Annotated in this window: 14 protein-coding genes; 8 read left to right on the top strand and 6 right to left on the bottom strand. The window is 43.9% G+C overall.

Features of this window, described 5'->3' with window-relative positions; translation table 11 throughout:
* Positions 1-3: 3 nt before the first annotated feature.
* The 3 genes from J4N37_RS22270 to J4N37_RS22260 all read left to right on the top strand — a co-directional run bounded on the left by J4N37_RS22270 (position 4) and on the right by J4N37_RS22260 (position 2,811).
* The gene (locus J4N37_RS22270; RefSeq protein WP_045385545.1) at positions 4-1,521 is read left to right on the top strand and encodes a phospholipase D family protein; all 1,518 of its coding nucleotides are present in this window, start codon (positions 4-6) and stop codon (positions 1,519-1,521) included.
* A gap of 117 nt (positions 1,522-1,638) precedes the next feature.
* Positions 1,639-2,226 (top strand): class I SAM-dependent methyltransferase, encoded by a 588-nt coding sequence (locus tag J4N37_RS22265; protein ID WP_045385542.1) that lies wholly within the window; start codon positions 1,639-1,641, stop codon positions 2,224-2,226.
* A 21-nt stretch (positions 2,227-2,247) separates the two neighbouring features.
* On the top strand, positions 2,248-2,811 hold the full coding sequence (locus tag J4N37_RS22260) for a GNAT family N-acetyltransferase (RefSeq protein WP_252042370.1): 564 nt from the start codon (positions 2,248-2,250) through the stop codon (positions 2,809-2,811).
* Positions 2,812-2,993: 182 nt separating this feature from the next.
* Here J4N37_RS22260 and J4N37_RS22255 read toward each other — a convergent pair whose 3' ends face one another.
* From J4N37_RS22255 to J4N37_RS22235, 5 genes are all read right to left on the bottom strand, one after another.
* Positions 2,994-3,668 (bottom strand): hypothetical protein, encoded by a 675-nt coding sequence (locus J4N37_RS22255; protein WP_252042368.1) that lies wholly within the window; start codon positions 3,666-3,668, stop codon positions 2,994-2,996.
* A gap of 10 nt (positions 3,669-3,678) precedes the next feature.
* Complete coding sequence (locus tag J4N37_RS22250; protein ID WP_252042367.1) at positions 3,679-4,905, bottom strand: MFS transporter; 1,227 nt, start codon at positions 4,903-4,905, stop codon at positions 3,679-3,681.
* Between the two features lie 40 nt (positions 4,906-4,945).
* Positions 4,946-6,691, bottom strand: a complete 1,746-nt coding sequence (locus J4N37_RS22245; protein ID WP_252042366.1) for an amidohydrolase — start codon at positions 6,689-6,691, stop codon at positions 4,946-4,948.
* A 98-nt stretch (positions 6,692-6,789) separates the two neighbouring features.
* Positions 6,790-8,400: an MFS transporter gene (locus J4N37_RS22240; RefSeq protein ID WP_199459609.1), complete on the bottom strand. Its 1,611-nt coding sequence runs from the start codon at positions 8,398-8,400 to the stop codon at positions 6,790-6,792.
* 20 nt (positions 8,401-8,420) lie between these two features.
* The gene (locus tag J4N37_RS22235; RefSeq protein ID WP_252042365.1) at positions 8,421-9,485 is read right to left on the bottom strand and encodes a porin; all 1,065 of its coding nucleotides are present in this window, start codon (positions 9,483-9,485) and stop codon (positions 8,421-8,423) included.
* Positions 9,486-9,790: 305 nt separating this feature from the next.
* Here J4N37_RS22235 and J4N37_RS22230 point away from each other — a divergent pair, with 305 nt between their 5' ends.
* Genes J4N37_RS22230 through J4N37_RS22220 form a run of 3 tightly spaced genes read left to right on the top strand, consistent with a single transcriptional unit; the run spans position 9,791 to position 12,309 of the window.
* Positions 9,791-10,420: a winged helix-turn-helix domain-containing protein gene (locus J4N37_RS22230; RefSeq protein WP_252042363.1), complete on the top strand. Its 630-nt coding sequence runs from the start codon at positions 9,791-9,793 to the stop codon at positions 10,418-10,420.
* The gene (locus J4N37_RS22225) at positions 10,402-10,881 is read left to right on the top strand and encodes a hypothetical protein (protein WP_252042361.1); all 480 of its coding nucleotides are present in this window, start codon (positions 10,402-10,404) and stop codon (positions 10,879-10,881) included. The genes J4N37_RS22230 and J4N37_RS22225 overlap by 19 nt, the downstream gene beginning before the upstream one ends.
* Before the next feature lie 60 nt (positions 10,882-10,941).
* Positions 10,942-12,309, top strand: coding sequence for a winged helix-turn-helix domain-containing protein (locus tag J4N37_RS22220; RefSeq protein WP_252042360.1), 1,368 nt, complete (start codon positions 10,942-10,944; stop codon positions 12,307-12,309).
* Between the two features lie 12 nt (positions 12,310-12,321).
* On the opposite strand, the gene J4N37_RS22215 is transcribed toward J4N37_RS22220, so the two are convergent.
* Positions 12,322-12,807 carry an ASCH domain-containing protein gene (locus J4N37_RS22215; RefSeq protein ID WP_252043302.1) on the bottom strand — a complete coding sequence of 162 codons (486 nt, stop codon included), beginning with the start codon at positions 12,805-12,807 and terminating at the stop codon, positions 12,322-12,324.
* 179 nt (positions 12,808-12,986) lie between these two features.
* Between J4N37_RS22215 and J4N37_RS22210 the strand changes: the two genes are divergently transcribed.
* Together J4N37_RS22210 and J4N37_RS22205 are read left to right on the top strand one after the other, a co-directional pair.
* The gene (locus tag J4N37_RS22210) at positions 12,987-13,838 is read left to right on the top strand and encodes a tetratricopeptide repeat protein (protein ID WP_252042359.1); all 852 of its coding nucleotides are present in this window, start codon (positions 12,987-12,989) and stop codon (positions 13,836-13,838) included.
* A gap of 2 nt (positions 13,839-13,840) precedes the next feature.
* Positions 13,841-14,236, top strand: coding sequence for a DUF2391 family protein (locus J4N37_RS22205; protein ID WP_252042358.1), 396 nt, complete (start codon positions 13,841-13,843; stop codon positions 14,234-14,236).
* The last annotated feature ends 1 nt before the right edge of the window (position 14,237 follow it).

Genomic DNA, 14,237 nt, shown 5'->3' with positions numbered 1-14,237 from the left:
GTATTGCTACGTTATCTCTCTAAAGCCTTTCTTGGCTCTATGCTTGTCCTGATCTCAGCATGTTCGTCGATCCAGCCAAGAGATCCTAGTGAGAAGTCCACCAGCTTTCAGTTTGGCTACCAAGCAGACTCCGCACTGGCTGAATTTTTTGAAGGCTACGATAAAGCTCCTGATTCAGACACTGCTTTCTATCCTCTCAATCAAGGGAATGATGCGCTTTTGGCTCGAATCGCACTGATTGAATCTGCAGAGAAAAGCATAGATCTGCAGTACTATATTTATCGCAGTGACGAGACTAGCCAACTTATCACTTGGCGTTTATATGAAGCCGCTCAGCGTGGTGTCCGAGTTCGTTTATTATTAGATGACATGCAAAAACGTAATGATGCAGGTATGGCGGAGCTGAACGCTCATCCAAATATAGAGATTCGTCTATTCAATCCCCATCATTATCGCGATGCCCGGGTCTTTGCTTTTGCAAGCGATTTCGGTCGACTAAATCGACGCATGCATAACAAATCTCTAATTTCAGATAGCGTCTCTGCCATAGTGGGCGGCAGAAACATTGGTAATGAGTACTTCTCTTTTGAATCCAATGTAGAGTTTGGGGATTTTGATGTGATGCTATTTGGTGAAGTAGTAACACAAACAGCAGACCAATTTGATCTTTACTGGAATAGCCTTTACGCCGTTCCGATGGAATGGATTGTCCCAAACTCCAACAAAGTTGATGATGACGAAATTCAAGACCAAGTTAAAAAGTTGGGGTTAGAAGCGAAGTTCTCAACCGGTCGGTATAACTTCAAAAAGTTGGATCTGTACGAAAAACTACAACAAGGTCAACTGAAATTGTATTGGGGTCAAGGTAATGTCTGGTTTGACTTACCCGATAAAATCGAAACTCAAGAAAGCCAACTTGTTGCCAACTTAAGTGAGCTATTAGAAAGCGTTGAAGATTCGTTTGTACTGATTTCCCCTTACTTTGTACCAACAGAATCGGGAACCAAAGCACTTGTCAAAGCAGCGAAGCGCGGCATTGATATCACTATTGTGACAAACAGCTTAGCATCTAACGATGTCTTCGCCGTTCATGGTTGGTATGCTAAATATCGTGAAGATCTCGTCAAAGCAGGCATTAAACTGTGGGAGGTCAAAGCAAGTGCGAACATCAAAAGTAAGTGGAGCTTAACGGGTAGCAGCCGAGCAAGTCTACACGCCAAAGCCATGATGATCGATGGTAAAACCTTATTTGTCGGTTCGATGAACTGGGATCCTCGCTCTGCAGAGCTCAACACCGAAATGGCAGTGGTTATAGAGCAACCAGAGTACGTACAGAAATCTCTAGCACTATTGCCTGAGCAACTCAAAGAAAGTGCTTATCAAATAGCCATTAAAGATGGTGATATCGCATGGCTAGATAAAGAGACTGGCGAAGAATTCAATTCAGAACCAGAAGCGAGTGTGTGGCGAAAAATGGGCGCTTGGTTTTCGGGAATTCTTCCAATCGAAGACCAACTTTAAGTCACTCACACTATGGTAAATTAAAAGTTCTTTACTCGAAGAAATTGGTTAACCTTCGAAAAATCATAGCGCTATTCATGGTTGAGTAGCGTTTTTTATAACTAGAAAGGAATCGCAATGTCAGTAACATGGAACGAATACTATCAGAAGGTTGCGAGCCAACCTCACCGACCAAACGTAGAACGAGCCGCCAATCTGCTTACGCTCAAACACAAAATCGCCATTGATGCAGGATGCGGTATCGGTCGAGATTCCAACTATCTTCTCAAACAAGGCTTTACCGTCTACGCGTTCGACACTCATCAAGATGCGGTGGAAACTTGCTTGACGCGTTTCGAAGGCAATCCTAACTTTTTCATATCGCAGTCTTGCTTTAGTGATTTTCATTACCCGCAATGCAGCTTGTTCATTGCCAGTGCCAGCTTGTTCTTTTGCCCTAGCGAACGCTTCGAAAGCGTATGGCAGAGAATCAACGAAACATTACAGCCGGGTGGTATATTTTGCGGAGATTTACTGGGGACTCACGATTCTTGGGTTGACGCAGACACACATCCAAATATCAGTGCGTTTACGAAGGAAGAAGTGGAAGCATTATTTGAGGATTACGAGATCGTCCACTTTTATGAGAGGGATGAAGATGGCAGCACAGCCGTTGGTAGTACAAAGCATTGGCATATGTTCAGTATCACTGCAATTAAACGTTAGTGCATTATAACAAGGAGTGTTATGTACCATTTTCAAGGTGTTACATTAAGAAGAGCGATTCCCGAAGAAGCAAAGGCACTTTATCAGTTGCTCACTGAAGATGAACGATGGGCTGAGTTCAATGGCCCTTACTTTCCATATCAGACACCAACACTAGAGGGCTTTCGCAACAACACCTTACAACGACTAATGAAAGGCGAAGACATGTTGTTGATTGAGTTCGAGGGCAAACCTGTCGGCTCTGTCAGTTGGTATTGGGAATGTGAAAGCACACGTTGGTTAGAAGCAGGCATCGTCATCTACGATTCCAACTACTGGAACAAAGGTCTGGGCTTTTGCGCGCTAGTGCCTTGGATAAGCCACATATTTGATACTCAAGAAATCGAACGAGTCGGGTTAACAACCTGGTCGGGTAATCCAAGAATGATGCGCTGTGCTGAAAAGCTTGGCATGCAGCAAGAAGCTCGCATTCGTAAGGTACGCTATTACCAAGGCGAATACTACGACTCGATCAAATACGGTGTATTAAGAGAAGAGTGGCAAACTCTTATCCAGCAACTGTATAGTCAAGAACAGTTAGCTTAAGTCATTGTGCATAAAAGAACAGGCTTAGTGTTTAACCAAGCCTTATTTGTTTGTATTAATTCGATGCTAGGTGAATCACATCAAAGCATTCTCAATGCCCCGTGCGTATGGATTTAACAGCGGTTTGTAACCTCAAGATTGCTTGTAAGGACATTAAAAGCCTGTTGCTTTGAACGCTAATATCAAACCGTTAATGCCCCAGTCTTAGGTCTCCCACCGGCCAGAGCCAAAATAACGCCAAGAGCGACGCCTAAACTTGCCGCAAACACCACTTGGAACGCAGGAGGTAGTAAAAACGTAATCGTGTGAGCCGGAATCCAAAACAACGGAATGGTTTTTTTAAATACGAAACCATACTGAGTATTCCAATCTATTTGACTAAATTTCTGAGCCATATTGATTGGTTTAATTAACGCACCCATCGAACCATGATGATCGGCAATGTGTAAATCAGTGATTTTGTGTAACGTCATAAATATTGGTGCAAATATTAAGTTGAGCCCCAAGCTAATTGAGAAAGCAGTTAACAAAGGTCCCGCATCAGGCAAGAACTTGTTCAATACCACCGGGTCTCCCACCGCAAATACAACAAATGCAGCTTTAATCAGCACCCCAAGTACATACCACACAATCATTTTTGGGATAACACCAAAACCTTTAATAGACCATGAACCTGTTCGAATTCGCTGTCCCAACACTTCACCAAATGTGGCCAATATTGCGAATTTAACCCCAGACATAGCAAAGCCATGTTGGTCGGTAATGGTAATAAACGCTTGATAAACTGAATCAAACACAAAAAAAGGGCTAAGGAAAGCCAGCACTCCTATAAGGACTGCTTTATCCGTATTGTTCATAATATTTCCTTTAAGGGTAATGTTTAGGTTGATCTATGTGTTGGTCATGCCTTAGCTCGCGGTACTTGTTGCCAAACAGTAAAACAACACCTACCGAAGCCGTTATAGCTGCGACAAGAGGGATATAACTCATACCTAGCGACGCCGTTACCATGGAGTTAATTACGCCAGAGAGAAAGTTGCCGATACCAGCGATCGCCATGAAAATGGTTAACGCCATAGATTTTGAGCACTCACCGGAAAGTTGTGCTGCTTGAATTTGAGAACTGGCCATCATAAAAGGCCACGTACAGCGATTAACGAAAACCATACACAGCACAATCAACATCAGTTCTGGCTGGTAGTAAAAAGCACAGTATGCCAACACAACAAATACCATTGCTTTTACTGCGCTAGAGGTGATAAGCACGTTATCAGCCCCGAAACGTTCCGTTAACTTACCTACAATCGGGTAGAAACTGAGCGCAATAATTCCACTGATACTGACCACTGAGCTCGAATGTTCTGGCATTATTTGGAAGACTTCTCGCATCAATACAGGAAAAGGTAAAAACAGAATCTGTGCGGCAAAGCAAAGCAGCCCCCACCCTAAGGCCATAATTCCAAAAGGAGAATGTAGAAGCTTTTTCACTTGTTGGGATCGTTGCTCCGGACTACGGGTACGAATAAAAGATTTGTTGAAATCAGGAACCAGAACTAGCGCTAGTAAACTACTCAGCACCATAACAATGCTAGCACCGACAAATCCAGCTGCGGGCATTTCAATTCGCCCTGCAACCCCAAAGCCTATCACCTCCCCTATGATAAATGCAGCGATCAACATGCCTGTTCTTCCGTGCCACTCTTTTTCTTCATAGCGACGAACTATGAGTAAATTGAGAATTGAGTACCCTATCGCATAGATAAGTCCCTGAATAAACATGTTGAAGAACAAACTCAATACGCTTTGTGAGTACTGAACCGCAAACGCCAAACATGCATTGACGAGAAATAAGCCAGAAAGCCAGACTTTTGGTGTCCCCCACTTATCAATGTATTTTGAAAACCACGGCCCCACAAGCGGCCCTGCGGTCCAAGCCGCCATGATCAAACCTATCTTGGCTAAACCTGAGTCGAATGAGAGTACGACAAACTGTGGAACCAACATAATGCAGAACCCGACGTTAAACGCGCCAAGTATCACCATAAAAATATACCAAGGTTCTATCTGTCGCCACGATGCTCGTAATGTATCCATAACGTAAAACGGGAAGGCATTTCACCTTCCCGCCCCCACATTAGTTCAAGAAAATGTCATCACCACCAATAACGGTTCCGACAATACGAATATCTTTAAGGGTCTCACGTTTCTCTTCCGTCGCTTCTTCGGCCAAGACAGTAAAATCAGCCCATTTACCCACTTCAATTGACCCGCGAACATCTTCTTGATGCGCAAGCCATGCATGGTTGTAAGTGATAACTCGCATAGCTTCCGCAACGGTTAAACATTGGTCTTCTCCATAAACAACACCACTCAGAGAACGACGGTTCACGGCACACCAAGCAGAGAACAATGGACTCACTTCCGTCACCATGTCATCAGAGTGGACACCATGCATGAGTCCGTGGTTTGTTGCTGAGCGACACGCATCCATTCGTCTTACGCCATGTTCACCCACTGTGTACCTCGCGTGCACATCTCCCCAGTAGTACAAGTGGTTCGTGAACAAGTTAGGCGTAATACCTACTTGTTTCATTCGGTAGAACTGGTTCTCAGTCGCCAATTGACAGTGTTCCAGTGAGTGGCGGAAACCAAGATTTGGTTTAGTTTTACGAATTTCTTCAATTGCTTGAATTGCGACCTCGGTAGCGCCATTACCATTAGTATGAATTGAGCAAGACATACCATGAGCTTCACCAATAGAGATTTGTTCGATCAATTTCTCTTTGGACATCAACAGATGACCATTTGGTTTGCCCTCAGTTACATAGTTTTGATCCGGAAGTAAGTGAGCAGTGAAGCCTTGGATTGAACCATCCGTAAGCATCTTAAAGTTACCAACAGAGAGATATGGGTTCTTCTCATCACGAATCGCATGGACCGCATCCCAACCATGCTTATCACCGTATACCCAACGATCAATTGAACTAAACCAAGGTTCCATATTGACTCGCGTATGTAAACGACCTTGCGCTTGCGCTTTCAACCACCCCTCGGCTGCGACATTGCCAGGAGTCAATGGAAAGTTTGTTCCTTTGTCAGTCACACTGGTACAGCCATTGATACGAGCAACTTTTGTCGCCAGTTCACCAGCTTCAATAATGCCCTCTTCTGAAAAATCCATTCTTGCGGCACCTTTGGAGAAAGCAAACTGCATTAATTCTGGCTCTGCCACCGTGCCATTCACTTGACCACTTTCGTAACGGAACAAGTTTGGATCCTCTTCCATGTTCTCGTAGCCACATAACTCGATTGCTACCGAGTTAATATTGATAACGTGACCAGAGGCGTGCCCCAAACAGATAGGGAACTCTTTACTCACTTCATCAAGTACATTTCGTGTTACATCTGCACCCGCCAATAGCAGCGGATCAAACCCCCAACAATTTAGCCACTGCTCAGAGTCTGACTCCAAACGCACACGGTCTTTTTCAATTAGTACTTTTAGGTGTTCTGTAAGTTGTTCAACCGATTGAATCCCTTTCATTACAGAACCATCGGCCGCTTTGCGGTCAACATAACCGACATAATGAGAATCTTTAAGGTATGCCCCTAAAATATGTGGATGCATGTGATGTTCTGCGAAGCCGGCATAGATGTAGCTTTCTTCAAATGTATTGTTGAACTGAGCTTCAATTCGGTGAACGTTCAGCAAGGAGCGAATAGTCTCTGTCTCACCAACTCCGACAATTACGCCATTTTGGACCGCAACCGATTCTGCTTCTGGTTGCTCTGGATTCATCGTAATCACTTTTTGAGCTGTAAATACTGTCACAGGTTTCTTAACATCTATTAGACGCATGCATAGAGCTTGATAGTTCATAAAATAGTCTCTTCTTATTAATTTGTAGGGTTTGCCTTGTTCTTCTTATTGACGGTGAAATACTTGGAAAAACAAGGCAGTAGATTTAATTCAAATAATTACTGTTTTTGAGTCCAACCTTGCGTTGGAATGCCCATGAAGCCTGGTAGGTGAAGCAGTACAAACAATGTCAGAGCCCAAAATGAATATTGTGCTGACTCGATACGAACATCTTTGTAGATAGTCAATGCGGCTTCCGCTTGAGGCATGTCAGCGCCTGCTTGGGTGAGTTTTTCTAGCAAAACTTGGTTCGACATAAAGCCATGAACTGGCGTTTCTGCTACGTAAGTTTTAACTATCGGTGCTACGTCACTTTGAGCAATTTCTGATTTATATATTGCGGTCGAACTGAACAGCAAAACTGCACCAATGATTGCAACGCCTGCAGCCTGCCACACGTTGCGAGTGGAACACTGAATACCACCGGATTGTGCCGCGTCTCGAGGGTTTAGTGCAGAAGCTACAATCATTGCCGATTGAGATGCGTAACCACCTTGACCACAGCCTAGAAGTAGCAAGCCCGTATACATAAACACTGGGTTAAAGCCGTCAGCCTGTAGAGAATAAGCCATTGAAATCGCGCCCAGACAGACTGCTGCAGATGACGCTAACACCACCATTCGAGGTGACCAATGACTGTATTTTTTAGGAATACCCAGAGAGAAGATAATCATCGGAGCCGCCATAGTAGCCATCGCAACTCCTGTTGCTGCCCCGCCAAGCCCTGCAACTACCATGATCCATGAAAGGGTTACAAAGAATGCCGCACCAAACACCGCAAAGATTAGGCCAGTAACATAAAGACCATTACGCACTTGTCGCGTTTTAATAAATGACTGGGGAATAAGTGCCGCACCATGCTTCTGCTCGATCTGCTTTTCTACCATCATGGTCACGACCATGATTGCAATACCAAGAATCGCTAGAGGTAAAGCTGGGGACATACCCATAACAGTAAAGGGTGCAGACATTGGCTCAATTAACCCCCACTCCGAGACTTTCGAGCAACCAATGATGAAAGCTAGCAGACCAAGTGACGCCATCACCGTACCCACATAGTCAACACGCATTTGAGCAGGTTTAATATTTGGAATGAGTTTCCAAGCCGCTAGAAATACCAACACAAACCAACCAGACATGGTAGAGAAAGCAGCTTGATAACCTGATGCATCCATAATGACACCCGCACCAATTGGCATCACTACCGCAGCGACACCTGTGGCGGCGCCGACACCGCCGAATGCTACGGCGCGTTCTTTGCCCTCATAGAGAGAAACGATGATCCCTAATACCGATGGAATCATCAGCGCAGCACCGAACCCTGTTAAGGAGCGAGCCCCCCAAATTAGTACTTCCATGTTCGGTGCGACCACAGCAAGCGCTTCACCAGCAGCACACAATGCAGCACCCGCCATAAATACTTGTTTAAAACCTTTTGCGATACCTAACATACCGCCAAACACCATCAGAGCACCGGCCAATAAGCTGTATACGATATTGGCCAGCTGGACTTGGTTCATAGTCGCATTCAATTGTGAGATGAACTCATTGGTTGACATCGATAAAACAGAGTTGTCACCGGAGGTTCCGACTTGAGCGAAACAAACAACAAGTAAAGGGAACCACATGGCCATCCCAGATTTGTTTTGGTTTTTAATTGCTACATCCATAGTTTTTTCCTTCTAGCAATCTAGAAATATTGAGGGTATTCAGAGAAGAAATAGATAATGCCAATCGACCAAGCATCACCGTGAAATAGGCTGTTTTTGGTTGAATCATGGTCAATACGATATTCAGAGTAGAGAGCGAGCTTCTGATCAAAGTTCTTTACTACACCAATGTTAGAAAATTCTGTTGTGTAGGTGTCCGTTTCTGTGGTCAAACGGTTGTAGCCAACAAATGCTTTCCAGCTATCGGAGAAACGGTAGTGGCCAAAAAACTCGATACCGTCAGAGTCAACAAGGTTTGAGGCTACTGGATCAGCACCAAATTCTTTTTGGTTATTTTTGCCAAATGTATAGTTTCCACCAAGCATCCATTTTTCGCTGTTATAAAACGCTCCGACAATCGTTGCACTGATAGAATCATCACCATTTGTTAGTCCGCCTGTATTTGCTACTTGATGGGCAACTCCAAACTGAAAACCGCCCTGTGCGTAACGAAGCGAACCTCCATAGGTGGTGTTAACCGTTACAGTATCTGTAATGGATTGGTCACTTTGGTCTCCAACTATTAAGCCAACCAAAATCTTTCCATCCCCAAAGCCAAACTTGTTGTAGTACTTAACGGAATTATCCGCACGCCCAAAGCCGCCTACCTCAGACGCTGGGGCAAAAAATGCCCCTGTCGCTGTGTCCTTGTTACTGAAAACGGTGTCTGAATACATTGCGATATCATAAAAAGGTGACCAGACCTTACCCGCTTCAATAGAGCCATATTGGGTGCGCATCCCGATGTAACCCAAACGGGTATTGAACTCGGTATCGGTCATGTCACTAAAGGCAACGGCATACTCCAACTTGCCAAATGCAGTAATGTCATCATTAATTTGATTCTCTCCTGCAAAGAACAAACGAGATGCGTTGGAGTTGAAACCCAAATCATAGGGACTGTCATCAAAGTTATGGCTGTACTCAGCAGCAATCCAGCCGCCAAACTCCAACGTCGCAGAGTCATGTTTAGCAATCTCAATAGCCATACAGGGCGAAGCAAGTAAGAAAGCGCCTGCAGTAATTAAGTAGTGATTCGTTTTCATTCTCTATCTCCGAAAACAGCAATTGCGTTGAGCAAATACACCAGCTCAACAATGTAGTTGGCCTCAAGCCGGTGGAGATAGAATGCGGGCTTGGCAGATCATAGACCTCAAGAAAACCTCAATTTGATATTTTTATTCTTTCAAATGAAGTCAAACTGGTGAATATATCTAGGTGAGGCAGGTACAAATCCTTATTTTTATCAAAAAAACCTCAAGACAAAGGTTATTGTGAAGTTTAGCAATATCACTAAATCAGTTAGATCTTAAAATGACTTGATAGGTAAGATAGATAGGTTGGGCAACAGATGAACTCAGCTCTGCACAGTGACCATTATCAGTTTGATCAGTTTCGCTATTCACCCACTGAAGGGGTACTCATCACTAAAGATCGACGAGTTGTATTGAAAGCACGTGAAAACGAACTTCTGCACATTTTGGTAAAACAGCACCCTTTACCCGCAACTAGAGATGCTATTCAACATGCATTATGGAGTAACTCCTATGCTACGGACTCTACAATCAACCAAGCAGTAAGAACCTTGAGAGATGATTTAGTCGATACTGACCGAACTTTGGTCCGCACCATACCGAAAACAGGCTATATATTGGGGGCAAGCCCTAAGTTCGTTCGCTATCAAATTGAGGTCGGTCAGACAAATAGTTCCTCCCGCTTACAATATCTGCCTTACTTTGTTTTTTGGTTAATATTCAGCTTGTTTTTTCTCGTTGTTGGCTATCAATTTGGCTCTCCGTCGGTGGCAGGAATTACCTTATCCAATGGAGACACTCATTATCTTTTTGAGCCAGATAATATAGAGCAAGCGCGCTTCGCCTCCACGCGACCAAACCAAGAAACATTTCTTAAGAGAACAGAGCGTGGGTACCGAATTTGTGTATTAAATGATGGAGTTATGTTATGCAAAAACGTTATGTAATCACTAGCATCACATTATTTGTCTCCGCATGTCTTTTTTTCTGGGCTGGATATGAGCTGCATAATAAACTGAATTCACCACTGCGAAGTATCGTGGGCGTTTGGACAGGGCATTCTAAGCTGGAAACGAATACTGGCCCTATCAATTATGACGTTAATGCGCTCATTCAAAATGAGTCAATGACACTATCACTAGTTGCACAAGCGCAAGATAACGCCAAGTTCGCGTTTAGACTCGACCTAAAATACGAAGAGCACACCGGAAGTGAGTACCTATTTACGGTCCGAGACAGAACCACGACTTGGTTGGAGCAAATTCGCTCACAAGAAAAATTAGACATTCCAGTTATCGGTCACTTTCTCGCTGCGACGCTAGTGAAAAAAAATGATAACCAGTTTTTCTTCGCATTTGATCTGGGAACAGAGTACGTATTTGGCACATTGTTTGAGAAAGGGATTTAGTTCACTCACGAAACAGGAGTAACGTTCAGGCAATACGCGATTGGTAGTAAGGAACAGCGCGTGTACATTATAAATGGCATCCATTTCAACAGTATCGAACAAACGATTTGCCATGAGGAGAAAAGTATTCTGCTCACGCCTAAAGCAAATCAGTTGTTGCTGTTCATGGTTCAACATCCAAATCAAACTCTTTCTCGAGAAGAGATCCTAACCTCTGTTTGGAGTCGCGATTTTGTCAGTGATCACTCACTAACACAAGCAGTGAGTGACTTAAGAAAAGCGTTATCAGAACTGGGCACTGAATACAAAAAACTCATAGTAACAAGACCCAAAGCGGGGTATGTATTGGAGGCTAATGTCAGTCGGGTTGAAGGCACAACTCCACATTCTGGACAGCCTTCGTCTAACATGATTAGCAAATCTACAACCTTTAAGTTGGCATTCGTTTCTTTTGTCACACTCTTGCTATTTGCTGTGCTAATGGCATTTAATTGGTTCCCTAAGAAAACAAACAGCAAGGCAACTATTAACCCATATAATGTCGCTTTTGTTACCTTTTCATCTCCAGACAAATACCAACATCTTGCCTTTGGTTTAAGTGACTTAATCAACTACCGCGTCAATCAACAAGGAAGATACCGCTCCTCTTTGCTCTATGAGCAAGATAATGACCTTTCTGAAAGAGCGGCTCTTGTTATGTCCGGCAGCATTACAGAAGAAAGTCATAGCCCTGTCTTAGAGTTTTATATATACGACAACATCTCGGATAAAAAATTATTTTCTCGTGAATACTCTCTCGATGACAGCGTCATAGTCCTCGTGGCTCAAAACATATTGACGGACCTTGAAGCCGTGATGGAAACATCTTTCGATCACGCCATCATAGACAAGCTAGATCGCCAGTACCCACGAGACTCAAAAACGTTCAATTTAATGCATCAAGCCCATTATGCATCGAGCATAATAACGACGCGCTCACTATATTCCGCGATAAAATTATACGATGAAGTTCTAAAGCAGAACCCAAACTTAGAGATCGCTTCAGCTGAAAGACTGATTTCCGCTAAAATTCTGAACTCAATTCAGCCGTTCGCAGTTCCAGATAACGAGCTAAATGAAATGTATGATAGTTTGTTGAGTATAAGAGATGAACTCCATGCTCCTATATATTACGAAGCTCTTGCGGTCTGCTCCTTCGATAGAGATGACTTGAGCAACACTAAAACTTTGTTAGCAAAAGCTGTCAATATACGAGAGTCTTGGTTCAGTAACATCATTGCTGGCAAAATCGCTGAAGTTGAGGGCAAAACCTACTTAGCAGCAACATCATACAAACGCGCTTACGCGATGAAACCAGACGAGTCAACATTACGAGTAATCAACACCCTGCTGTTTATATCTGACCTTAAACAGCTAGGGCTACCTTAACATTTCTTGGCACTATCGCGAGGTTTCTCCAAGGCGAGGATACACCACTTCAAACCGCTCTAGCAGCAATAATCGCTGCTCGTGCCACTCAATGCCTAACTCATCACACTCGACTTTGAAAAACCGAGTGTGTGCGTCTCGCCACCAAGCCATGGTGCGGTCACCTTCCCCTTCTGCGTGAGCAAAATCCTCACTCACGTCTGCATATCGACAAGTACTAACATCCGTGATTCGAATGATGCACACAGGCTCTCCATCCCAGTTTGTCACAACTTGTAAGTGACCTACTTGCGGCGTTACTTCTCCTTGTTGGCTATACCAAAGTTCCATGCTGCAAGATGCGGTTTTCTGACCAATTCGTACCAACTCAGCACAATTGTTGGCGTTGTACTCATCTGCACAGTAGTAATCCGCACTCACTGACGGGATTGCGTCTTTTTCTTGCTGAGACAGTAATTGAAGGTATTGTTCGAGGTAGGCTTGTGATTTTGCGTCCATATTGCTTGCCATTGGTTTCCAGTGGAGAAAAGAGTATCTATTCACCACAAAAAGAGCAACGCAAAAGCACATCAGAACACTTTATAAAACAATCATTTTTCATGAGTTTTTTGCTAAACCTTGCCTCTATTTGCTATGGTTTCAGAGATTCATCCACTCTCGACGCAAAAGGACGTTCTATGCGCTTAATCATCGGCATCTTCTTCGCTGCTCTGCTCTCCTTTCCTACTCTAGCATCAGAAGAAAAGTATTCAGAATCCGACCTTTTAGACAGACCACTAATGGAGCGTTATATCCTTGATGAGTTGAAATCACTTCGTCAGGAGCAACAAGACCTAGAGCGTAGAATGATTGTTGAAATCACTGACCGTGAGTTAACGGTGGCCGATAAGTCACTGAACTATGCCAATGTCACCGTCACTTACTTCTTCTACATCATTGCTGGTGTCGCCTCACTCATTGCTTTTGTTGGTTGGCAATCCCTGCGCGAGTTTAAGCACAACACCAAAGAGATGGCAGACAAGCGATTAGAAAAGATAGCTCAGGAATATGAGAAAAAGTTCGTGGCGTTGGAGCGTGACTTGAAACGTAAAACCCGCATCATCAGCGAGAACAACAAAGAGATTGAGAAGATCAACGAAATCCATAACTTATGGCTTCGTGCACAAAGCTCACAAACTCCGGAACAACGCATCGATATCTACGATGAAATTTTGCTTGTTCGCCCTGGTGATTTAGAAGCGCTGACTTACAAAGCCGACGCCGCTATGGAGATCAAAGAGTACCACTGGGCACTGAGCTTATGTAACAGAGTTCTGGAAGTGGACGATACGAACGGCCCAGCCCTTTACCAACGCGCTTGTGCCTACTCTCGTTTAGGGATTGAAGAGCAAGCGATTGAAGACTTAGAGCGTGCGATTGATACCAGCCCTTCTATTCGCGATTTGTTAGCGGAAGAACAAGACCTTGAACTTCTTCACGGCAATGAGCGCTTTGAGCAGCTCTTAGCAAGCAGCACGCCTGAGTCTTAAGCATGAGCAGCCACTTTAACCTCGAAGATGCCAGCCAAGTTTTGGTTGGCGCTTTTGCTCTCGCAGTCCCAATTTCTTTCTCGGAAGAAGCTTGGCGCTTAGGTGAAAGCTTACCAATGGTGAATTTGCTGATGCTATTCAGCCTGTCGGTGCTCTTCTTAGGTTTTTTCGCTTACCAAAGCGTATTTCAAAGTAACATAAAAACGCGGGTTGCCGTGTTCATCTTTCGTGTTGTGATCGCTTACTTCATTGCCGCAGTAGTGGTTGCTTTAGTACTTTTCTGCATCAACAAACTTCCTTTATTCACCGACCCACTAATCGCCCTCAAACGGGTGATTGTGATTACTATGCCCGCTTCAATGGGCGCGATTGTGGTGGATAGTTTCGATAAGGAATAAC

This window comes from Vibrio sp. SCSIO 43153, assembly GCF_023716625.1.
GTDB classification, from domain to species: domain Bacteria; phylum Pseudomonadota; class Gammaproteobacteria; order Enterobacterales; family Vibrionaceae; genus Vibrio; species Vibrio rotiferianus.
This window is presented reverse-complemented; position numbering and strand designations above follow the sequence as displayed.